This is a genomic window from Nesterenkonia sp. K-15-9-6 (assembly GCF_052656005.1).
Genome location: NZ_JBQYEY010000007.1, coordinates 1 through 20,242, shown reverse-complemented (window position 1 = coordinate 20,242; position 20,242 = coordinate 1). Strand labels below are relative to the sequence as shown.

General features: G+C 70.4%; 20 protein-coding genes and 1 riboswitch. Of the genes, 18 read left to right on the top strand and 2 right to left on the bottom strand.

Going from position 1 to position 20,242, the window contains the following annotated elements; translation table 11 throughout:
- Positions 1 to 106 precede the first annotated feature (106 nt).
- Positions 107 to 1,702, bottom strand: coding sequence for an aminopeptidase P family protein (locus tag SD455_RS06135; protein ID WP_085437702.1), 1,596 nt, complete (start codon positions 1,700 to 1,702; stop codon positions 107 to 109).
- An 81-nt stretch (positions 1,703 to 1,783) separates the two neighbouring features.
- On the opposite strand from SD455_RS06135, the gene SD455_RS06130 reads away from it, so the two are divergent.
- From SD455_RS06130 to SD455_RS06045, 18 genes are all read left to right on the top strand, one after another.
- Positions 1,784 to 2,644 carry a PHP domain-containing protein gene (locus SD455_RS06130; protein ID WP_070160762.1) on the top strand — a complete coding sequence of 287 codons (861 nt, stop codon included), beginning with the start codon at positions 1,784 to 1,786 and terminating at the stop codon, positions 2,642 to 2,644.
- A 103-nt stretch (positions 2,645 to 2,747) separates the two neighbouring features.
- A complete protein-coding gene (locus SD455_RS06125; protein WP_070160779.1) occupies positions 2,748 to 3,404 on the top strand; it encodes a TetR/AcrR family transcriptional regulator in 657 nt (218 codons plus the stop codon).
- Between the two features lie 44 nt (positions 3,405 to 3,448).
- Positions 3,449 to 3,682, top strand: a complete 234-nt coding sequence (locus SD455_RS06120) for a DUF3107 domain-containing protein (RefSeq protein WP_070160761.1) — start codon at positions 3,449 to 3,451, stop codon at positions 3,680 to 3,682.
- An 8-nt stretch (positions 3,683 to 3,690) separates the two neighbouring features.
- Positions 3,691 to 5,331 (top strand): DEAD/DEAH box helicase, encoded by a 1,641-nt coding sequence (locus SD455_RS06115; protein ID WP_070160759.1) that lies wholly within the window; start codon positions 3,691 to 3,693, stop codon positions 5,329 to 5,331.
- A 28-nt stretch (positions 5,332 to 5,359) separates the two neighbouring features.
- Entirely contained in the window at positions 5,360 to 6,271 is a 912-nt protein-coding gene (locus SD455_RS06110; RefSeq protein ID WP_070160776.1) for a DNA-methyltransferase, read from the top strand.
- Positions 6,268 to 7,125: an ABC transporter ATP-binding protein gene (locus tag SD455_RS06105; protein WP_085437700.1), complete on the top strand. Its 858-nt coding sequence runs from the start codon at positions 6,268 to 6,270 to the stop codon at positions 7,123 to 7,125. Before SD455_RS06110 ends, SD455_RS06105 begins: the two co-directional genes overlap by 4 nt.
- Entirely contained in the window at positions 7,125 to 7,778 is a 654-nt protein-coding gene (locus SD455_RS06100; RefSeq protein WP_070160756.1) for an ABC transporter permease, read from the top strand. The genes SD455_RS06105 and SD455_RS06100 overlap by 1 nt, the downstream gene beginning before the upstream one ends.
- Positions 7,775 to 8,437: an ABC transporter permease gene (locus SD455_RS06095; RefSeq protein WP_070160754.1), complete on the top strand. Its 663-nt coding sequence runs from the start codon at positions 7,775 to 7,777 to the stop codon at positions 8,435 to 8,437. The genes SD455_RS06100 and SD455_RS06095 overlap by 4 nt, the downstream gene beginning before the upstream one ends.
- A gap of 13 nt (positions 8,438 to 8,450) precedes the next feature.
- Positions 8,451 to 9,413 carry an ABC transporter substrate-binding protein gene (locus SD455_RS06090; protein ID WP_445507548.1) on the top strand — a complete coding sequence of 321 codons (963 nt, stop codon included), beginning with the start codon at positions 8,451 to 8,453 and terminating at the stop codon, positions 9,411 to 9,413.
- Between the two features lie 163 nt (positions 9,414 to 9,576).
- Positions 9,577 to 9,663, top strand: a riboswitch (SAM riboswitch).
- A gap of 3 nt (positions 9,664 to 9,666) precedes the next feature.
- Positions 9,667 to 11,391: a nitrite/sulfite reductase gene (locus tag SD455_RS06085; RefSeq protein WP_070160751.1), complete on the top strand. Its 1,725-nt coding sequence runs from the start codon at positions 9,667 to 9,669 to the stop codon at positions 11,389 to 11,391.
- A complete protein-coding gene (locus SD455_RS06080; RefSeq protein WP_070160749.1) occupies positions 11,388 to 12,122 on the top strand; it encodes a phosphoadenylyl-sulfate reductase in 735 nt (244 codons plus the stop codon). Before SD455_RS06085 ends, SD455_RS06080 begins: the two co-directional genes overlap by 4 nt.
- Before the next feature lies 1 nt (position 12,123).
- Positions 12,124 to 13,068, top strand: a complete 945-nt coding sequence (gene cysD / locus SD455_RS06075) for a sulfate adenylyltransferase subunit CysD (protein WP_311025715.1) — start codon at positions 12,124 to 12,126, stop codon at positions 13,066 to 13,068.
- The gene (locus SD455_RS06070) at positions 13,068 to 14,450 is read left to right on the top strand and encodes a GTP-binding protein (protein WP_070160747.1); all 1,383 of its coding nucleotides are present in this window, start codon (positions 13,068 to 13,070) and stop codon (positions 14,448 to 14,450) included. The genes cysD and SD455_RS06070 overlap by 1 nt, the downstream gene beginning before the upstream one ends.
- A gap of 3 nt (positions 14,451 to 14,453) precedes the next feature.
- Entirely contained in the window at positions 14,454 to 15,668 is a 1,215-nt protein-coding gene (locus SD455_RS06065; RefSeq protein WP_085437698.1) for an ABC transporter substrate-binding protein, read from the top strand.
- Positions 15,665 to 16,417: an ABC transporter ATP-binding protein gene (locus SD455_RS06060; protein WP_085437697.1), complete on the top strand. Its 753-nt coding sequence runs from the start codon at positions 15,665 to 15,667 to the stop codon at positions 16,415 to 16,417. Before SD455_RS06065 ends, SD455_RS06060 begins: the two co-directional genes overlap by 4 nt.
- Positions 16,398 to 17,357: an ABC transporter permease gene (locus tag SD455_RS06055; RefSeq protein WP_311025718.1), complete on the top strand. Its 960-nt coding sequence runs from the start codon at positions 16,398 to 16,400 to the stop codon at positions 17,355 to 17,357. The genes SD455_RS06060 and SD455_RS06055 overlap by 20 nt, the downstream gene beginning before the upstream one ends.
- The gene (gene cobA / locus SD455_RS06050) at positions 17,354 to 18,142 is read left to right on the top strand and encodes a uroporphyrinogen-III C-methyltransferase (protein ID WP_070158367.1); all 789 of its coding nucleotides are present in this window, start codon (positions 17,354 to 17,356) and stop codon (positions 18,140 to 18,142) included. Before SD455_RS06055 ends, cobA begins: the two co-directional genes overlap by 4 nt.
- Before the next feature lie 23 nt (positions 18,143 to 18,165).
- Complete coding sequence (locus SD455_RS06045; protein ID WP_445507547.1) at positions 18,166 to 19,611, top strand: FAD-dependent oxidoreductase; 1,446 nt, start codon at positions 18,166 to 18,168, stop codon at positions 19,609 to 19,611.
- A gap of 47 nt (positions 19,612 to 19,658) precedes the next feature.
- Here the strand turns inward: SD455_RS06045 and SD455_RS06040 are convergent, their stop codons facing one another.
- On the bottom strand, positions 19,659 to 20,024 hold the full coding sequence (locus tag SD455_RS06040; protein WP_070158365.1) for a nuclear transport factor 2 family protein: 366 nt from the start codon (positions 20,022 to 20,024) through the stop codon (positions 19,659 to 19,661).
- Positions 20,025 to 20,242: the final 218 nt, after the last annotated feature.

The following is a 20,242-nucleotide window of genomic DNA, read 5'->3' as shown; positions in this document are numbered from 1 at the left end:
GCGAATAAGAGCCCCGGGTGCCGATTCATCATGGCACCCGGGGCTCTGTTCACGTGACAGGGGCCGGGGGGATCGTCCGCCGCCCGTGTCCGCCGGAGGGCGGGCCTCAGCGCTCCCAGATCCCGCGCATCCACGCCTCCACGTCCTCGGCGGTCCGGGGGAGCGCGGCCGAGAGGTTCTCGGCACCGTCGGCGGTGACCAGCACGTCGTCCTCGATCCGTACCCCGATGCCGCGGTACTCCTCGGGCACCGCGAGGTCCTCGGCCTTGAAGTACAGGCCGGGCTCGATGGTGAACACCATGCCCTCTTCGAGGACGCCGTCCAGGTAGAGCTCCCGCTTGGCCTGGGCGCAGTCGTGCACGTCCAGTCCCAGATGGTGGGAGGTGCCGTGCGGCATCCACCGGCGGTGGTGCTGACCCTCCTCGGACAGGGCCTCCTCGAGACTCACCGGCAGCAGTCCCCAGGAGTCCAGGTGCTCGGCGAGCACGCGCACGGCGGTCTGGTGGATCTCGCGGAAGCGGATGCCCGGCCGGACCACCTCGAAGGCGGCGTCGGCGGCGGCCAGCACGGCCTCGTAGACCCGCCGCTGCACCTCGCTGAAGCTGCCGCTCACCGGCAGGGTGCGGGTGATGTCTGCGGTGTAGAGGGAGTCGGCCTCCACGCCGGCGTCCAGCAGCAGAAGGTCGCCCTCGCGCACCTCGCCGGTGTTGCGGATCCAGTGCAGCACGGTCGCGTTGTTGCCGGAGGCCGCGATCGTGTCATAGCCGAGGTCGTTGCCCTCCAGGCGGGCCCGGGCGAAGAACGCCCCCTCCACCACGCGCTCGCCGCGGCTGTGGCCCACCGCGCGGGGCAGTGCGGCGACGACGTCGTGGAAGCCGGCGATCGTGGAGGCCACCGAAGTGCGCAGCTGCTCCACCTCCCAGTCGTCCTTGACCAGCCGCAGTGCGGAGAGGTGCTCGGCGAGCTCGGCGTCCAGCGAGTCGGAGGCCTCCAGGTCCACGCCGGTGTTGATGCGGGAGGTGTCCACCAGGGCGTCGACGTTGAGGTCCACCTCCCGCAGCAGCCGGATCCGGGTGCCGCCGATCTCCACGGCGCCGGCGTTCTTGGTCACGGCCACCTCCAGTTCGGAGAGGTCGGCGGTGCGCAGGCCCAGGCGCTGGCGGAACTCGTCGAGCCCCGGGCGCGGGCCGATCCAGAACTCGCCGTGGCGGGCGTCGGCGTAGAACTCCTCGGAGTCCCGGCCGGCCATGGGCTTGAAGTACAGCGTGCACTCGTGGTGGCCGCCGTCATCGCCGGCACCCTCGTCCACGGGCTCGAACACCAGGACCGCATCCGGCTCGTGGTCGACCCCCAGCCCGGTGAGGTGGGCGAAGGCCGAATGCGGGCGGAAGCGGTAGTCGGTGTCGTTGGAGCGGACCTTCAGCGGTCCCGCCGGAAGGACCAGCCGTTCCCCGGCGAAGGCTTCGGAGACCCGACGTCGGCGCTGTGCCGCGTGGTCGGCAACGGCGTCACGGTCGTGTCGGACGTCCTCGGCCGGCGCCCAGGAGGACGCCATGAACTCGCGGAACGCGTCGGAGGTGGGGCGCTGGGACCGGTTGGAGCCCCGGTCCTCGAGCGGCTGGTCGGCGGACTCGTCCGCCGTCGTCGACGGCGCCTCGCCGGGCGCCCGAGTGGAAGAAGCATGATTCTGCGAACTGAGCATGGACACCAGTGTTCCACTTAACGGCGGCCGCTCCCACCGTGGACGAGGCCACTCACCCTCTGTGGCGGATACAGTGAGTCCATGGGCGTCGACCTCCACACGCATTCGTACTGCTCCGACGGCACACAGTCCCCGGCAGACGTCGTGGCCACCGCGGCGCGGGCAGGCCTCGACGGGCTGGCGCTGACCGACCATGACACCACGGTCGGCTGGGCCGAGGCGATGCGTGCCGCCCAGGAGCACGGGATCCTGTTGATCCCCGGCATGGAGATCACCACGCTGACTGATGATCGCATCAGCGTCCACATGCTCAGCTATCTGCACGATCCGCACCACGAAGGCCTCGCCCGGGCCATCCGCGACGCCCGGACCGGACGGGTGACGCGGGCCCAACGCATGGCCGAGCGCCTCAGCGTCGACTTCCCCTTGAGCTGGGATGATGTGCTGGAGCAGGTCGCCGACGGCGCCACGGTGGGGCGGCCTCATCTGGCGGACGCTCTCGTGGCCATCGGTGCGGTGGCCGACCGGCAGGAGGCCTTCGATCGGCTCCTGTTCCGCGGATCCCCGTACTACGTCAGCCAGGAGAACATGCACCCGACCACGGCGATCCGGCTGGTCCGGGAGGCCGGGGGAGTCCCGGTGATCGCCCACTCGATGGCCTCGACGCGGGGGCGGACGGTGTCGATGGATCAGCTGGAGGAGATGATCGAGGTCGGACTGGCCGGCGTGGAGGTCTGGCACCGGGACAATCCGCCCGACGGCCGACGCATCCTGCTGGACCTGGCGCGGCGGCACGACCTGCTGACCACCGGCTCCTCGGACTATCACGGCGCGGGAAAACCGAACCTCATCGGAGAGAACTCCACCGACCTGGACACGGTCGCGGAACTGCTGGACCTGGCCACCGGCTCTCCGGCGTACGGACGCCTTCCCGGCGTGTGAGTCCCGGCCCTCAGCTCGGCGCCGTCGCCGGGCGGGCGGGGCGTCCGCGTCGACGGGCACAGGTGTCACGCGGGGAGGGCGCGGTTCCGTACACTGGGTGTCCATGACACAGGACGCGACCACCTCCGAGCCGAGCACTCCGCAGCGCGCCAAGCGGATGCCGCGCGAGCAGCGTCGACGCCAGCTGCTGGACTGTGCGCTGCAGGTCTTCGTGGCCAAGGGGTACCACGCGGCGTCGATGGATGACATCGCCGACGTCGCCCAGGTCTCCAAACCGGTGCTCTATCAGCACTTCCCGGGCAAGCACGAGCTCTTCCTGGACCTGCTGGACACGCACCTGGCGCAGCTGGAGCGGATGATCACGGAGGCGCTGGGGTCCACCGAGGACAACAAGGAGCGCGTCTCGGCCACCATGACGGCCTTCTACGAGTTCATCTCGCGGGAGGACGAGGCCTATCGGCTGCTGTTCACCTCCGGGATGGACAACGATGAGGCCGTCGAGACCCGCATGGAACGCTTCCATGACAATGTGGCCGCCGCCATCGCGGAGGTCATCGCGGACGACACGGGCCAGCCCATGGCGGAGGCCACCCTGCTGGGGCACGGGCTCATCGGCATGATCACCTCGGCGGCCCGTCACTGGAGCCGGCTCTCGGAGCGTCCGGACCTGGACGTCTCCTCGCAGCTGACGTCCCGTTTGGCTTGGCGCGGAATCTCGGGCTTCCCCAAGGAGCCCGACGCCGGCACGCCGGCACAGTAGGTAGTATCGGAGCGGCACAGATCGCGCCGAGCCGAAGGAGTGGCATGGAAGTTCGTATCGGAGTCCAGAACGTCTCCCGCGAGATCGTCATCGAGACCGACGCCTCAGCGGAGGACGTCGAGAAGACGGTGGCTGACGCGGTGGAGAACGCCAAGCCGCTGCTGACCCTCACCGACCGCCGTGAGAAGAAGATCGTGGTGCCGGTCGCCAGCATCGGGTATGTGGAGATCGGCTCCGACACCAAGCAGACTGTCGGCTTCGCCGCAGTCGCCGAATGAAAGAATCTATGACTGAACAGACAGCTGAATCGGCCGAAGGCACCGTGCAGGTCGACGGCGGCGAGACCGCCGAGCCCACGGTGACCTTCGCCGACTTCAACGTCCGCCCCGAGATCGTCGAGGCGCTCGCTGAGAAGGGGATCATCACACCGTTCCCCATCCAGGCGGAGACGCTGCCGATCGCCCTGGGCGGCTATGACATCATCGGGCAGGCCAAGACCGGAACGGGCAAGACCCTCGGCTTCGGCATACCCGCCATCCAGCGCGTGACCGCGCCCCACGACCCCGGCTTCGACGAGATGCCCTCCCCGGGCGCCCCGCAGGCGCTGGTGGTCGCCCCCACCCGTGAGCTCGCCGTCCAGGTGGCCGAAGACATCAAGGTCGCCGGCGCCAAGCGCGGCGTGCGGGTCGCCACCATCTACGGCGGACGGGCCTATGAGCCGCAGATCGAGGAGCTGCAGCGCGGCGTCGAGATCGTCGTCGGCACCCCCGGGCGGCTCATCGACCTGCACCGGCAGCGCCACCTGAAACTGAAGAACGTCAACATCGTGGTCCTGGACGAGGCCGACGAGATGCTCGACCTGGGTTTCCTGCCCGACGTGGAGACGATCCTCGGCGCGCTGCCGGCCGTGCGCCAGACGATGCTGTTCTCGGCGACCATGCCGGGTCCGGTCGTCGCCATGGCGCGGCGCTACATGACCAAGCCGACGCACATCAGCGCCGCCGACCCTGCCGACGAGGGGGTCACCAAGAAGGACATCCGTCAGGTCGTCTACCGGGCCCACCACCTGGACAAGGACGAGGTCGTGGCCCGCATCCTGCAGGCCGAGGGCCGAGGACGCACGATCATCTTCACCCGCACCAAGCGGCAGGCCGACAAGCTCTCCACCGAGCTCATCGCCCGCGGCTTCGCAGCCGGCGCCATCCACGGTGACCTGGGCCAGGGTGCGCGGGAGCAGGCGCTGCGGGCGTTCCGCAACGAGAAGATCGACGTGCTCGTCGCCACCGATGTCGCCGCCCGCGGCATCGACGTCACCGACGTCACCCATGTCATCAACCTCAACGCTCCCGACGACGAGAAGACCTACCTCCACCGGATCGGCCGGACCGGCCGGGCCGGGCAGAAGGGCACCGCGGTGACCTTCGTGGACTGGGAGGACGTCCCGCGCTGGAAGCTGATCAACCGCGCGCTGGACCTCGGCATCGACGAGCCGGTGGAGACCTACTCCTCCTCGCCGCACCTGTTCACCGACCTCGACATCCCGAAGGGGACCAAGGGGCGGCTGCCGCGGCACAAGCGATCGAAGACGGGCCTGGGCGACGAGCGTCTCGAGGACCTCGGAGGTCCCTCGGCGAAGAAGGAGCGGGGTGGCTCCCGCGAGGGTCGCGGCTCCCGCTCCGGCTCTCGGGGCGAGGGGGGTTCGCGGGGCGAGGGCGGCTCTCGGGGCGGTCGGTCGCGGTCGCGTCGCCGATCGGACTCCGCAGGCGGGCAGGACCAGCAGAGTCAGCAGAGTCAGCAGAGTCAGCAGAGCTCCGGCGGTGCCTCCTCTGCCGAGGGCGGCTCGGGCGGCTCGGGCGGCCAGCGTCGCCGTCGTCGTCGCCGCCGCTCCGGGTCGGGCTCCGGCTCGACGGCAGGCTCCGCGGACTGAGCTCCCGCGGGCCGGTGCGGACCTGGAGATGACGACCTTCGCCGTGGACGGTCCGTCGCTCGTGCTCGAGGGCGAGAACCTCGAGCACCTGCGGCGGCTCCCCGACGGGGCCTTCGCGATGATCTACCTGGACCCGCCCTTCAACACGGGGCGGGCCCAGCGGTCGGTCCGCACGACCTCCGTCCGGCGGCACGACGGCGGCGGACGGGTGGGGTTCGCCGGTCGCAGCTACGACACCTTCCGTGAGCTGCTGGCCGCCTACGACGACTCCTTCCCGGACTACTGGGACTTTCTGGAGCCTCGACTGCTCGAGGCCTGGCGTCTGCTGGATGACACCGGGACCCTGTACCTGCACCTGGACTATCGCGAGGTGCACTACGCGAAGGTCATGTGCGATGCGATCTTCGGCCGCGACTGCTTCCTCAATGAGATCGTCTGGGCCTATGACTATGGTGCCCGGACGAAGAAGCGCTGGCCGACCAAGCACGAGACGATCCTGGTCTATGTCAAGGATCCTCAGCGCTACCACTTCGACTCCGCCGAGGTCGATCGCGAACCGTACATGGCTCCGGGCCTGGTGACCCCGGAGAAGGCCGCCCGGGGCAAGCTGCCCACCGACGTCTGGTGGCACACCATCGTCTCGCCCACGGGTCGGGAGAAGACCGGCTATCCCACGCAGAAGCCCGTGGGGCTCGTACGCCGCATGGTGCAGGCCTCCTCCCGACCGGGCGACTGGGTGCTGGACTTCTTTGCGGGCTCGGGCACGCTGGGGGCCGCCGCTGCGGAGACCGGCCGCCGGTTCGTCTGCATCGACTCCTCACCGCAGGCGGTCGACGTCATGGCCCGGCGTCTGGGCGACCACGCCGAGGTCCACCGGGCGGATCCTCCGTCTGCTGCGTCGGCTGACATCGAGGGCCAGCGTGAGGGTGCTGCGTCATGATCGAGTTCGACCATGTCACCAAGACCTACCCGGACGGCACGACGGCGGTCCGGGACTTCAGCCTGACGGTCCCCTCCCACACCACCACGGTGCTGCTGGGGTCCTCCGGATGCGGCAAGACCACCCTGCTGCGAATGGTCAATCGGATGGTGGAGCCGACCTCAGGTGAGGTCCGCATCGATGGGGAGACGGTGTCCTCGCGACCGCCGGTGCAGCTGAGGCGCAGCATCGGCTATGTCATGCAGCACTCCGGGCTCATGCCGCACCGCCGGGTGGTGGACAACATCGCCACCGTTCCGCGTCTCAATGGTGTCTCCCGGGGTGCCGCGCAGGAGCGGGCTCGTGACCTGATGGAGTTGGTGGACCTGGCCCCCGAGCTGGCACGTCGATACCCGGCCCAGCTCTCCGGAGGGCAGCAGCAGCGGGTCGGCGTGGCGCGCGCCCTGGCCGACGACCCCAACATCCTGCTCATGGACGAGCCCTTCGGCGCGGTGGACCCGCTGGTCCGGGTGGAGCTGCAGTCCCAGTTGAGGCGCCTGCAGGTTCAGCTGCGCAAGACCATCATCTTCGTCACCCATGACATCGACGAGGCACTCGCCCTGGGGGATCAGATCGTCGTGCTGCGCAGCGGCGGGGAGGTGGCCCAGATCGGCACGCCCCGGGAGCTGGTGGAGGAGCCCGCCGACGCCTTCGTCTCCCGATTCCTGGGGCTGCAGGACGGACGGCGGCGGCTGCATGCCTCCCCGCGGGTCGGCGGCGGCTGGACGGTCGTCGACGACACCGGGAGACCGGTCGGGCTGATCGAGGGAGAGGACGGCACGGAGCCTGCGGCCCCGTCGCCAGAAGGTTGCTGATGGACTGGGCCCTGGCGAACCTGCCGCGCATCCTGAGCCTGACGGTCGACCATCTGCTGCTCAGCCTTCCCGCCGTCGCAGCGGCGTTCCTGCTGGCCCTTCCGTTGGGGCGTGTCGCCGATCGGCTCGGACGCCTGCGTGAGCCTCTCCTGGGCTCGGCGGGTCTGCTCTATGCGATTCCGTCGCTGCCGCTGTTCATCGTCCTGCCGATCCTCATCGGGACCGGGGTGCGGGACGCTCTCAATGTGATCGTCGCGCTCACGCTGTTCGGTCTGGCGCTGATGGTCCGTTCCGCCGCGGATGCCTTCGGCGCGGTCTCCCAGGACGTCCGGCTGGCCGCGGTCGCGGTCGGGCAGTCCCGCTGGGGCGCCTTCCTCACAGTGGAGCTGCCTCTGGCCGGGCCTGCGCTGCTGGCGGGGCTGCGGGTGGTCTCCGTGAGCACCATCAGTCTGGTCAGCGTCTCCGCGGTCCTGGGTGTGGCGAGCCTCGGCTCCCTGTTCACCGACGGGTTCCAGCGTGGCATCGTGCCGTCCATCGCCGCCGGCATCATCATGACCGTGCTGCTCGCCGTCGTCGTGGACCTGCTGCTGGTGGGCCTGGGCCGGCTGGCGATGCCCTGGCAGCGTACCCAGGCGAGGCGGGCCGGCTCATGACCCATCTGATGGAGGCGCTGCAGTGGGTCCTCAGCGCCGAGTCCTGGGCGGGTCCGGGTGGTCTCGGAGTCCGCACGGCCGAGCACCTCTGGTACACCCTGCTGGCGCTGGTGCTGTCCACGGCGATCGCCCTTCCTGCCGGGCTGGTCATCGGCCACACCGGGCGGGGCCGGGCGCTGGCCGTGCTCTCCACCGGGGCCGCCCGTGCTCTGCCGACCCTGGGGATCATCACCTTGGCCGGCCTCGCGGTGGGGATCGGGCTGAAGGCCCCGATGATCGCCTTCGTGGTCCTGGCGGTGCCCTCGATCATCGCCGGCGCCTATTCGGGGGTGGAGGCGGTGGACCGCCGCGTGGTCGACGCCGCGCGCGCCCAGGGGCTCAGCCCGTGGCAGGTGCTGGTGACCGTGGAGGTGCCGCTGGGGCTGCGGCTGATCCTGGGCGGGGTGCGTCTGGCAACCCTGCAGGTCATCGCCACCGCCACCCTGGCCGCCTACGTGGGGGCCGGGGGACTGGGGCGGCCGCTGTTCCTGGGCCTGCGCAACCATGACTATGCCATGATGCTGGGAGCGTCCCTCGTGGTCATCGCCGTGGCGATCCTCGTCGACGCCCTGTTCATCGCAGCCCTACGGATTCTCAGGAGGATCCCCGGGATCCACTGAGCTCCAGGAGAGGATGGTCCCCGTGTCCTGCTCGAGCCCCGCCCCCGGCCGTCTCGGCCGTCCTGCCCTCGTCTCCGCCGCCCTGCTGGGACTTGCCGCGCTGGCTCTCAGCGCCTGCGGGGCCGAGGATCCCTTGGCGGACGGGGGAGACGACGACGCCGGCGCCGAGGGCGGCGCGCTGGTGGTCGGCTCCCAGCAGTACTACTCGAACACCATCATCGCGGAGCTCTACGCCCAGCGGCTCGAGGCGGGCGGCCACGAGGTGGACCGGCAGTTCGACATCGGCCAGCGCGAGGTCTACATGCCGGAGCTGGAGGCCGGGGACATCGACGTGTTCCCCGAATATGCCGGGAACCTGCTGCAGTACGTGGACGCGGAGCCTGAGGCCTCCGACCTGGAGGAGATCCTCGCCGGACTGGAGCAGAGCCTCCCGGAGGGGATCAGCGCCCTGGAGCCGGCGGAGGCCACCGATCAGGACAGCTTCGTGGTGACCGCGGAGTTCGCACAGGAGCATCAGCTGCGCAGCGTCGGTGACCTTGCGAACGTGGATGAGGATCTGCGGATCGCGGCGAACTCGGAGTTCGAGACTCGTCCCTACGGCCCTGAGGGTCTGCAGGAGGTCTACGGGGTGGAGGTCACCCTGGTCCCGGTGGAGGACTCCGGTGGGCCGCTGACCGTGCAGGCGCTGCTCGACGGGGACGTTCAGGTGGCCGACATCTATTCCGCCGATCCAGCCATCGAGGAGAACGGCCTCGTCATGCTGGAGGACCCGGAGGATCTGGTGCTGCCGCAGAACATCCTCCCGCTGGTCTCCGACTCTGTGGGGGACGACGCCGCGGCGCTCATCGAGGAGGTCACGGCCGAACTGACGCAGGAGGAGCTCAACGGGCTCAACGCCGTCAGTGTGGACGACCAGGCGTCGGCCGCCGACGTCGCCGCCGACTGGCTGGCGGAGAAGGGCCTCGACGAGGCCTGAGCCGCGGAGCAGGGCCCGGCCTCGCCGGGGAGTCGATGGCGCGTGTCTGCGGGAGGTCTCACTCCGTCGCGCAACTCATATGAACACATGAACATAGATGACGACATATGACGTGGAATCTTCGTTTTCCGTCTGGCGTCCAGTAGCGTGGTGCTCACACCAGCAACCATCCAGAGCGGCTGAGAGATCTGGCTCGACGACGCCGCAGCAACCCGGGAGAGCCGGGTGCTAACGCCAGGAGCGATGGAGGAGCATGAGCACTGACGTGTCCGCCGTGTCCGCCCGCCGGCCGAAGAAGCGCCCGAACGGGCAGTGGAAGGTCGACGGCACCGAGCCGCTGAACCACAATGAAGAGTTCAAGCAGGCCGACAACGGGCTGAACGTCCGGGAGCGCATCGAGACGATCTACTCGAAGCAGGGCTTCGACTCGATCGACCCGGACGACCTCCGCGGCCGCTTTCGCTGGTGGGGCCTCTACACCCAGCGTCGCCCCGGCGTGCCGGCCGGGGCCCACAACTCGCTGCCGCCCGAAGAGGTGGACGACAAGTTCTTCATGCTGCGGGTCCGCATCGACGGCGGCGCCCTCACCACCGAGCAGCTGCGTGTCATCGGGGAGATCTCCCGAGACTTCGCCCGGGACACCGCCGATGTGACCGACCGGCAGAACATCCAGCTGCACTGGGTGGCCGTGGAGGACGTCCCGGAGATCTGGCGCCGCCTCGAAGCAGTCGGCCTGGGCACCACCGAGGCCTGCGGAGACACCCCCCGAGTGATCCTGGGCTCCCCGGTGGCCGGCATCGCCGCCGATGAGATCATCGACCCCACCCCTGTCATCCAGGAGATCGCTCGGCTCTACATCGGCGATCCCGAGCTCGCGAACCTGCCGCGGAAGTACAAGTCGGCGATCACCGGACACCCCAGCCAGGACGTGGTCCACGAGATCAACGACTTCGCCCTGGTGGGCGTCGTGCACCCGGAGCATGGCCCCGGCTACGACCTGTGGGTCGGCGGCGGGCTCTCCACCAACGCCCGGCTGGCCGAGCGACTGGGAGTCTTCGTCCGCCAGGAGGAGGCCGCCGAGGTCTGGCATGCCGTCACCCAGACCTTCCGCGACTACGGGTTCCGTCGCCTGCGCAACAAGGCCCGGCTGAAGTTCCTGCTGGCCGAATGGGGGCCGGAGAGGTTCCGCCAGGTCATCGAGGACGAGTACCTGGGCCGTACGCTCACCGACGGGCCGGCCCCGTCCGCCCCGGACACTCCCGGGGACCACGTCGGCGTGCACCGGCAGAAGGACGGCCGGTGCTACATCGGCGTCACCCCCACCGTGGGTCGGGTCTCCGGGACGCTGCTGATCGAGCTGGCGGACCTGCTGGAGCGTCACGGCTCCCACCGTCTGCGCACCACGCCGCACCAGAAGCTCGTGGTCCTCGACATCGCCGAAGACGACGTCGAGACGGTCTGTGCCGCCTTGGCCGAGCTGGGGCTGGATCCCCGGCCCAGCGTCTTCCGGCGCTCCACCATCGCGTGCACCGGCATCGAATTCTGCAAGCTGGCCATCGTGGAGACCAAGACCACGGCGGCCCGGACCATCGATGCCTTGGAGGAGCGGCTGGCCGACGTCGCCGAGCAGATGCCGGAGCGGCTCACCCTGCACATCAACGGCTGCCCCAACTCCTGCGCCCGCATCCAGACCGCGGACATCGGGCTGAAGGGGCAGCTGCTGCCCGACGCCGACGGGGAGAAGACCCCCGGCTTCCAGGTCCACCTGGGCGGCGGGCTCACCTTCGTGGACCGCGATGAGGCCGGTCTCGGCCGGACTGTGCGAGGGCTGAAGGTCACGGCGGAGGAGCTCGTGGACTACGTGGAGCTGCTGGTCCGCCGGTACCTGGACGGCCGACAGACGGGGGAGACCTTCGCCCAGTGGAGCCACCGGGTGGACGATTCCGAGCTGCAGAAGAGAGAGGTCGAGCTGGTATGAGCGCCGCGACCGACACCGCCCTCACCCAGGAGCTGCGCGCCCTGGCCGCCGCCGGCGCCGAGGAGCTCGGCTGGGACGCCCCCGCCGAGGAGGTGATCGGCTGGGCGGCACGGCATGTGGACACCGCCGACGTCGCCGTCGCCTGCTCCATGGCCGACGCCGTCCTGCCGGCGCTGGTCGCGGAGCAGCTGCCCGGTGTGGACGTGCTGTTCCTGGAGACCGGCTATCACTTCACCGAGACGCTGGCCGCCCGGAATGAGGTCGCCCGTCGTCTCGACGTCACCGTCGTCGACGTCACTCCGAAGCTGACCGTGGCGGAGCAGGACGCCGAGTACGGCAAGGACCTGTTCGGCAGGGACCCGGCCGCCTGCTGCCGGATGCGCAAGATGGAGCCTCTCGGGGAGGCGCTGAGCGGCTACAAGCTCTGGTTCACCGGAGTGCGCCGGGATGAGGCGCCCACCCGCGTGGACACGCCGCTGGTCACCTTCGACGAGCTCCACGGACTCATCAAGGTCAACCCGGTCGCCCCCTGGACCTTCGACGACCTGGTCGACCACTCGAACCGCCATGACCTCCCGGTCAACCTGCTGCTGCAGAACGGCTATCCGTCCATCGGGTGCCGACCCTGCACCCAGAAGGTCGCCCCGGGGGAGGACCCCCGCTCCGGACGCTGGGCCGGCAGCGGCAAGGTCGAATGCGGCATCCACACCACCACCGCCACAGGAGCCTGAGATGACCACCGCCACCGCCGCGGCCCCACGGGCCGCCGACGTCGTCGACCTCGCCGGCCAGTCCGCGCTGGCCCGCCTGGAGGCCGAGTCCATCCACATCATCCGGGAGGTCGTCGCCGAGTTCGATCGGCCGGCCATGCTGTTCTCCGGCGGCAAGGACTCCGTGGTCATGCTGCACCTGGCCGCCAAGGCGTTCTGGCCCGGGAGGATCCCCTTCCCGGTGGTGCACATCGACACCGGTCACAACTTCGAGGAGGTCCTGGACTTCCGTGACCGCACCGTGGAGCGCCTCGGCCTGGAGCTGGTGGTCGGCAGCGTCCAAGAGCTCATCGACGCCGGCGAGCTCACCGAACGCGCCGACGGCACCCGCAACCCGCTGCAGACGGTGCCGCTGCTGCGCACCATCGCGCAGCGCCGCTTCGACGCCGTCTTCGGCGGCGCCCGGCGGGACGAGGACCGGGCCCGGGCCAAGGAACGCATCCTCTCGCTGCGCGACGAGTTCGGCCAGTGGGATCCGCGCAGCCAGCGCCCCGAGCTGTGGAACCTCTACAACGGACGCCACCGGCCGGGCCAGCACGTGCGGGCCTTTCCGATCAGCAACTGGACCGAGCTGGACGTGTGGCGCTACATCGCCGCCGAGGACATCGAGCTGCCTCCGCTGTACTACGCCCACGACCGCGAGGTCTTCCACCGTGACGGCATGATCCGGGCCGTGGGTCCGCACAGCCGACCCACCGCGGCGGAGCCCACCGAGGTGCTGCGCGTGCGCTACCGCACCGTCGGTGACATGTCCTGCACCGGGGCGGTGCTCTCTGAGGCCGCGGACAACACCGCGGTGCTCCACGAGGTGGCCGCCGCCACCATCACCGAACGCGGCGCGACCCGCGCCGACGACAGGCTCTCCGAGGCCGCCATGGAGGACCGCAAGAAGGACGGATACTTCTGATGACCGCCACACTGTTCCGGCTGGCCACCGCCGGCAGCGTCGACGACGGCAAGTCCACTCTGGTGGGCCGCCTCCTCCACGACGCCCAGGCCATCCTGTCCGACCAGCTCGACGCCGTCGCCCGCTCCTCCAAGGAACGGGGCTTCGGCGACGACGGCGCGGAGCTCGACCTCGCCCTGCTGACCGACGGCCTGCGCGCCGAACGGGAGCAGGGGATCACCATCGATGTGGCCTACCGCTACTTCGCCACCGATCGGCGCAGCTTCGTGCTGGCCGACTGCCCCGGGCACGTCCAGTACACCCGCAACACCGTCACCGGCACCTCCACCGCGGATGCCGTGGTGCTGCTGGTGGACGTCCGACACGGCGTGGTGGAGCAGACCCGCCGCCATCTGGCGGTCGCCCACCTGCTGCGGGTGGAGCACGTGATCATCGCGGTCAACAAGATCGACGCGGTGGACTACCGGGAGGACGCCTTCCGGACCGTGGAGGCCGACGTCGCCCGCATCGCGGCCGAGCTGCAGGCCGACGACGGGGGAGGCTCCGGCGCCACCGCACCGATCGTGGTGCCGGTCTCCGCCCTGCGCGGAGACAACGTGGTCGCCCCGTCCGCCCACACCCCGTGGTACGACGGCGAGGCGCTGCTGCCCATCCTGGAGCAGCTGCCGGACGCCGACCACGCCCGCCGCCGCACCGAACCGCTGCGGCTGCCCGTGCAGACCGTCATCCGGCCGCACTCGGAGTTCCGCGGCTACGCCGGGCAGATCGTCTCCGGGTCGCTGGCGGCCGGAGATGAGGTGCTCATCCAGCCCGGCGGCCACCGCACCACGGTGAGCGCAGTCCACCGCACGGCTCTGCAGGCGCGTGCCGCCGGTGAGGAGGCCGCCGCCGAGGGAACGGGCACCGTGGACGCTGCTGACCGGGCCGCCGCGCCCGAGTCCGTGGTGGTGGAGCTCCAGGACCAGTTCGACGTCGCCCGCGGCCACCTGCTGGCCGCGCCGGAGGCGCCCGCCGTCGAGCGCGACGAGCTGACCCTGTCCCTGGCCTGGCTGGGCGACGGGGCGCTGACCGACGGTGCCCGGGTGCTGGTCAAGCACGGCACCGAGACGGTCAAGGCACTGGTCAGCGAGGTGACCGACCGGCTCGACCTGGCCAGCCTGACCTCCCGGCCCGCGGACCAGCTGGTGCTCAACGACATCGGCACCGTGACCGTGCGGCTGGCCCGTGCCCTGCCTGTGGACGACTACGCCGTGGCCAAGCGCACCGGCGCGGTGCTGCTGATCCACCCGGAGAGCGGAGACACTCTCGCCGCGGGCATGGTGCGCCTGCCCGCCGCTGCGGACACCGAGGCCCAGGACGACGACGCCTGGTTGGCGGAGTGAGCCATGGGCCGCGTCCGCATCACCGCTGAGCAGACCACGGCCCCTGACGGCCGGGTGCTCACCCGGGCCCCCGGCCCGCGCCGGCTGCTCGCCGTCGTCGTCGGGGCCGGCACGGCCCTGCTGGTGGGCAGCACGGCCGTGCTGGCCACCACCTGGCCGCAGGAGGACGATGAGCCCGAGGCAGTCTCGGCCGAGGAGCTCTACGCCGGTGACCAGCGGGCTGAGGAGCTGCGGCTGGGCTACTTCCCCAACGTCACCCACGCACCGGCCCTGGTGGGGCTGCAGGAGGACCTGTTCGCCGAGCACCTGCACGGCACGGCGTTCCATGCAGAGACCTTCACCGCCGGTCCGGCCGCGCTGGAGGCGCTCACCGCGGGGGCGGTGGACGCCGCCTTCATCGGTCCGAACCCGGCCATCCACTCCTACGCGCAGTCCGGCGGGGAGAGTGTGGTCGTGGTCTCCGGTGCCGCCAGCGGGGGAGTGCAGCTGATCGTCCGGGAGGGCATCGACTCTCCGGAGGACCTGGTGGGACGCGAGCTGGCGACGCCGCAGCTGGGCGGCACCCAGGATGTGGCCGCCCGTGTGTGGCTTCACGAGCAGGGCCTCACCGATGAGGTGGACATCACCCCCACGGACAACCCGCAGGTGCTGCGGCTCTTCGAGCAGGGTCGCGTCGACGCCGCCTGGGTGCCCGAGCCCTGGGCCTCCCGGCTGGTGGAGCAGGCCGGCGGTCAGGTGCTGGTGGACGAGCGCGAGCTCTGGCCCGACGGAGAGTTCCCCACCACGGTGCTGGCGGTCAACCGCGAGTACGCCGAGGCCCACCCGCAGACGGTCAAGGACCTCGCCGCGGCCACCGACGCGGCGGTGGCCTGGCTGCAGACCTCCGAGGAGGCTGAGGTCCACAGCACGCTCAATGCGCAGCTGAGTGAGGACGTGGGCCTGGAGCTGCCTGAACCGGTGCTCACCCGGGCACTGGCCCACGTGACGTTCACGACCGACCCGGTGGCCTCGGCCTTCCCCCAGCTGGTGGAGGACTCCGTGACTGCCGGGACCGGGCACGACGTCGCCCTCGACGGGCTCGTGGTCCCCGCGCCGGTGGAGCCCGGCTCACCTGAGCCGACTGATGATTCTGAGCCGAGTGATGACTCTGAGCCGAGTGATGACTCCGCGCAGACCGATGATGACGGCGTCCCGAGCGCCGGACAGGAGGACCGATGAACGAGGCCGTGGTGTTCGACACCGTGGACAAGTCCTTCGCTGAGGGCCCCGAGGTGCTCTCGGAGGTCAGCTTCGACATCGCTGAGGGCGAGTTCGTCTGCCTGCTGGGCGCCTCCGGGTGCGGCAAGTCCACTCTGCTGAGCATGATCGCTCAGCTGGAGCGGCCCACCGGCGGCGCCATCGAGGTCACGGAGGGCGGGGCGGCCTTCATGTTCCAGGACGCCTCCCTGTTCCCGTGGCTGACCGCTGAGCAGAACATCATGCTCGCCCTGCGACTGGCCGAGGGGCGCTGCCAGATCCGCCAGCGCAAGGTCCGCCGCCAGCGGGCCGCCGAGCTGCTGGATCTGGTGCGGCTCTCCGAGCACGCCCACCGCCGCCCGCACGAGCTCTCCGGGGGCATGCGGCAGCGCGTGGCGCTCGCCCGAGCCCTGGCCCAGGAGCGGCCCGTGCTGCTCATGGACGAGCCCTTCGGCGCCCTGGACGCCATCACCCGGTCGCTGCTCCATGAGGAGCTGCTGCGCATCTGGCGGACCACCGGGCGCACCATCGTCTTCGTCACCCACTCGGTGGACGAGGCCGTGCACCTGGGCCAGCGCGTGCTGCTGCTGTCCTCCCGCCCCGGGCGGATCATCGGGGAATGGGAGGTCGCCGAGGAGGACCGTGAGGGAGCCCGTCGCGCCGTGCTGGTCGACGAGATCACCGAGCGGCTGCGGAACGAGGTGGGACGCCATGGTGGCGACACCCACTGAGGAGCACACGCGCCCCGACCCGGATCGCCAAGCTCCTGAGCAGGTCGAGCTGCTCCGACACGCGTCCTCGACCGGCTCAGGCCGTGGCCGGGGAGACGACGTCGCCGACCTCTCCCGCGGGCTCGACGCACTGGAGACAGCCGGGGGAGCGCCCCGACGGCGACTCGATCCTCAGTCGGTGCTGCTGCCGGTGGCCGCGCTCGCCGTCGTCGTCATCGCCTGGCAGCTCTATGTGATGACGGGGCACCGGCGCACGGACATGGTGCCCGGGCCGATCGACGTCGCCGGGACCGCCTGGGAGCTGTGGCGGACCGGTGCGTTCTGGGAGGCCGTCAGCACGTCCCTGGGCCGCGGTCTGGCGGGGTTCGCGCTGAGCATCCTCATCGCGACTCCCATCGGGCTGATCATCGCCCAGGTGCGGATGCTGCGCCAGGCCTTCGGACCGCTGATCTCCGGGCTGCAGGTGCTGCCCTCGGTGGCCTGGGTGCCCGCGGCGGTCATCTGGTTCGGCCTGACCGACGCGACGGTGTACTTCGTGATCTTCATGGGCGCCATCCCTTCGGTGGTCAACGGCCTCATCGCCGGTGTCCGGCAGGTCCCGCCGCAGCACCACCGGGTGGGACGGGTGCTGGGGGCGAACCGCTGGCAGATGACCACCCGCATCCTGCTGCCGGCCATCCTGCCCTCCTATGTGGGCGGACTTCGCCAGGGGTGGGCGTTCTCCTGGCGCTCGCTGATGGCCGCCGAGATCATCGCCACCGGAGGCTCCATGGGCTTCGGGCTGGGCACGCTGCTGGACCAGGGGAGGGCGCTGGCCGACATGTCGGTGGTGCTGACCGCGGTGCTGATCATCCTGCTGGTGGGGGTGGTCGTGGAGCTGCTGGTCTTCGCCCCCATCGAACGCCGGCTGCTGACGACGAGAGGACTGTTGGAATCATGACTGAGCACACCACCCCGCGCACCGGGCACGTCGCCCTCATCGGCGGAGGACCCGCGCAGCCGGATCTGATCACCCACCGGGGTCACGAGCTGCTCATGGCCGCCGACGTCGTGGTGGCCGACCGGCTCGGCCCCCGTGGGCTGCTCGACGAGCTGCGCGAGGACGTCGAGGTGATCGACGTCGGCAAGACGCCCGGGCGGCACACCGCCACCCAGGACGAGATCAACGCCCTGCTCGTGGACCGGGCGAGCCGCGGACTGCGCGTGGCCCGGCTCAAGGGCGGCGACCCCTATGTGCTCGGCCGCGGCTCCGAGGAGCGCGAGCACTGCCGACGCCACGGCATCACCGTGGAGGTGGTCCCCGGGATCACCTCGGCGGTGGGGGTGCCGGCGGAGGCCGGGATCCCGTTGACGCACCGGGGTCTGTCCCGCGGCTTCACCGTGATCACCGGACACGACGACCTCGACGTCGTCCCGCGCTCCGAGCAGCACACCCTCGTCATCCTCATGGGCGTCTCCACCTTGCGGCGCACCGCCACGCAGCTGATGGTCAACGGGCACGACGCCTCCACACCGGTGGCGATCATCGAATCCGGAGGCATGGAGGACCAGCGGGTGACCCTGTCCCGGCTGCACGCCGTCGCCGACGTGGCGGCCCGGCGCCAGGTCGCCAACCCGGCGGTGATCGTCGTCGGCGCCGTGGTGACGCTGGCCGACGACTGGCCGCAGCAGCTCGACACCGCCACACCCGCCGCCCCCGCCGCGGCGGCCCTGACCTCCCTCTGACGAATCGAAGGACTGACACCACTATGAGCACTGACATCACGCATCGCATCGCCGTGGTCGGCGCCGGCCCCGCCGGGGTCTACGCCGCCGACATCATCGCCCGCTCCGAGCAGGGCGAGCACATCGCGATCGACCTCTTCGACCGGTACCCGGCGCCCTTCGGGCTGATCCGCTACGGCGTGGCCCCGGACCACCCGCGCATCAAGGGCATCATCAAGGCCCTGCACAAGGTCATGGACCGCGGCGGGATCCGCTTCATCGGCAACGTGGACTACGGCACGGACATCACCCTGGCCGAGCTGCAGCAGCACTACGACGCCGTCATCTTCTCCACCGGCGCGATCGATGACGCCGCCCTGAACATCGAGGGCATCGACCTCAAGGGCTCCTTCGGGGCCGCGGACTTCGTCTCCTGGTACGACGGGCACCCGGACTACCCCCGCGAGTGGCCGTTGGAGGCGAAGGAGATCGCCGTCATCGGCAACGGCAACGTGGCCCTGGACGTGGCCCGGGTGCTGTCCAAGCACGCCGATGACCTGCTGACCACCGAGATCCCGGACAACGTCTACCAGGGGCTGGCGGCCTCGCCGGTGACCGATGTGCACGTCTTCGGACGTCGTGGGCCCGCCCAGGTGAAGTTCACCCCGCTGGAGCTGCGCGAGCTGGCCCACAGCCGTGACGTCGACATCGTGCTGCACGCGGAGGACTTCGAGTTCGACGAGGCCTCGGACGAGGCGATCAAGTCCAACAACCAGGTCAAGACCATGGTCAACACGCTCACCAACTGGCTGGTGGAGCAGGAGGAGCGCGACGAGGACCCGCAGCGGCAGCCGGCCTCCCGTCGGCTGCACCTGCACTTCCTGCATTCCCCCGTGGAGATCGTCTCCGGTGAGGGGGAGCGTGAGGGGCACGTGGACGCGATCCGGTTGGAGCGTCAGGAGCTGGACGGCACCGGCAACGTCCGCGGCACCGGGGAGGTCCTGGAGTACCCGGTCCAGGCGGTCTACCGTGCGGTGGGCTACTTCGGCTCCCCGCTGGCGGACATCCCCTTCGACGCCGACCGCGGCGTGATCCCGCATGATGCCGGGCGTGTCCTCGGAGAGGACGGGACGCCGCTGCCGGGGGTCTACACCACCGGCTGGATCAAGCGAGGGCCGGTCGGGCTGATCGGCCACACCAAGGGTGACGCCCTCGAGACGGTGGGCTGCCTGCTGGAGGATCTGCCCTCTCTGCCGGGGCGCGGAGCTGCCGACGGCGCGGCCGAGGCGGGCGACGTCGTCGAGCTCCTGGAGTCCCGCGGGGTGCAGACCACCTCCTGGGAGGGCTGGCTGCAGCTCGACGAGCACGAGCGTGCCCTGGGCGAGCAGTTCGGGGAGCTGCCGGACGGCACGACCCGTGAGCGGGTGAAGGTCGTGGAGCGCGACGAGATGGTCGGCGTCTCCCGGCAGGGCAGCGCCGTGCGCGTCTGAGCCGGTCCTGCCTCCTGGCGTTGAGCTGGTGCGTTCGGGCGGAAACGTCAGTGGGTGATCGTGGTCTGCTGGTACAGCGCCAGCCGGGGGTGGTCGCCGATGAGGCGGTATGTGCTGGACATCAGGGCGATGAACGGGGGCTCGCCGGTGCGGGTGGCCCGGGCTCGGTACACCAGGGCCGCACAGTCTGAGCCCAGCGGGATCAGGTCCGCATCTGAGATCTCGTAGGTGTCCCAGGCGGGCGCCGCATCGAGGGAGCGCACGACGTCGTCACGGCCCAGCACCATGCCGTTGACCAGGACCATGCGCCCCTCGGGGGTCATCAGTTCGCCGTAGAACGCGCCGCCTCGGTTCTCGCACAGGGCGGTCCAGCCGTCGTGCTCCAGGGTCAGCAGGGTTGACAGATCGAGCATGAGGGCACGGTAGCAACTGCGGCGATGCTGAGAACACCCTGCGCCACCGAGGGTGTCTGCGCCGGCACCCGCGCTGAGTTGGTCTGGAGTTGTGGGTACTCGCCTCGATCGAGTCGAGTACCCACAACACCACACGCCATCACGGGGGGGTCACCACATCGGGAGGGGGGGGGGGTGGGGAAAAGGGTTTAGGTCCCCGGGGTGGTCTGGGGGGTGGG

What these genes read in the sequence shown, in the direction of transcription:
- SD455_RS06135 (WP_085437702.1), bottom strand. Translation starts at nt 1,702, where the DNA reads ATGCTCAGTTCGCAGAATCATGCTTCTTCCACTCGGGCGCCCGGCGAG.
- SD455_RS06130 (WP_070160762.1), top strand. Translation starts at nt 1,784, where the DNA reads ATGGGCGTCGACCTCCACACGCATTCGTACTGCTCCGACGGCACACAG.
- SD455_RS06125 (WP_070160779.1), top strand. Translation starts at nt 2,748, where the DNA reads ATGACACAGGACGCGACCACCTCCGAGCCGAGCACTCCGCAGCGCGCC.
- SD455_RS06120 (WP_070160761.1), top strand. Translation starts at nt 3,449, where the DNA reads ATGGAAGTTCGTATCGGAGTCCAGAACGTCTCCCGCGAGATCGTCATC.
- SD455_RS06115 (WP_070160759.1), top strand. Translation starts at nt 3,691, where the DNA reads ATGACTGAACAGACAGCTGAATCGGCCGAAGGCACCGTGCAGGTCGAC.
- SD455_RS06110 (WP_070160776.1), top strand. Translation starts at nt 5,360, where the DNA reads ATGACGACCTTCGCCGTGGACGGTCCGTCGCTCGTGCTCGAGGGCGAG.
- SD455_RS06105 (WP_085437700.1), top strand. Translation starts at nt 6,268, where the DNA reads ATGATCGAGTTCGACCATGTCACCAAGACCTACCCGGACGGCACGACG.
- SD455_RS06100 (WP_070160756.1), top strand. Translation starts at nt 7,125, where the DNA reads ATGGACTGGGCCCTGGCGAACCTGCCGCGCATCCTGAGCCTGACGGTC.
- SD455_RS06095 (WP_070160754.1), top strand. Translation starts at nt 7,775, where the DNA reads ATGACCCATCTGATGGAGGCGCTGCAGTGGGTCCTCAGCGCCGAGTCC.
- SD455_RS06090 (WP_445507548.1), top strand. Translation starts at nt 8,451, where the DNA reads ATGGTCCCCGTGTCCTGCTCGAGCCCCGCCCCCGGCCGTCTCGGCCGT.
- SD455_RS06085 (WP_070160751.1), top strand. Translation starts at nt 9,667, where the DNA reads ATGAGCACTGACGTGTCCGCCGTGTCCGCCCGCCGGCCGAAGAAGCGC.
- SD455_RS06080 (WP_070160749.1), top strand. Translation starts at nt 11,388, where the DNA reads ATGAGCGCCGCGACCGACACCGCCCTCACCCAGGAGCTGCGCGCCCTG.
- cysD (WP_311025715.1), top strand. Translation starts at nt 12,124, where the DNA reads ATGACCACCGCCACCGCCGCGGCCCCACGGGCCGCCGACGTCGTCGAC.
- SD455_RS06070 (WP_070160747.1), top strand. Translation starts at nt 13,068, where the DNA reads ATGACCGCCACACTGTTCCGGCTGGCCACCGCCGGCAGCGTCGACGAC.
- SD455_RS06065 (WP_085437698.1), top strand. Translation starts at nt 14,454, where the DNA reads ATGGGCCGCGTCCGCATCACCGCTGAGCAGACCACGGCCCCTGACGGC.
- SD455_RS06060 (WP_085437697.1), top strand. Translation starts at nt 15,665, where the DNA reads ATGAACGAGGCCGTGGTGTTCGACACCGTGGACAAGTCCTTCGCTGAG.
- SD455_RS06055 (WP_311025718.1), top strand. Translation starts at nt 16,398, where the DNA reads ATGGTGGCGACACCCACTGAGGAGCACACGCGCCCCGACCCGGATCGC.
- cobA (WP_070158367.1), top strand. Translation starts at nt 17,354, where the DNA reads ATGACTGAGCACACCACCCCGCGCACCGGGCACGTCGCCCTCATCGGC.
- SD455_RS06045 (WP_445507547.1), top strand. Translation starts at nt 18,166, where the DNA reads ATGAGCACTGACATCACGCATCGCATCGCCGTGGTCGGCGCCGGCCCC.
- SD455_RS06040 (WP_070158365.1), bottom strand. Translation starts at nt 20,024, where the DNA reads ATGCTCGATCTGTCAACCCTGCTGACCCTGGAGCACGACGGCTGGACC.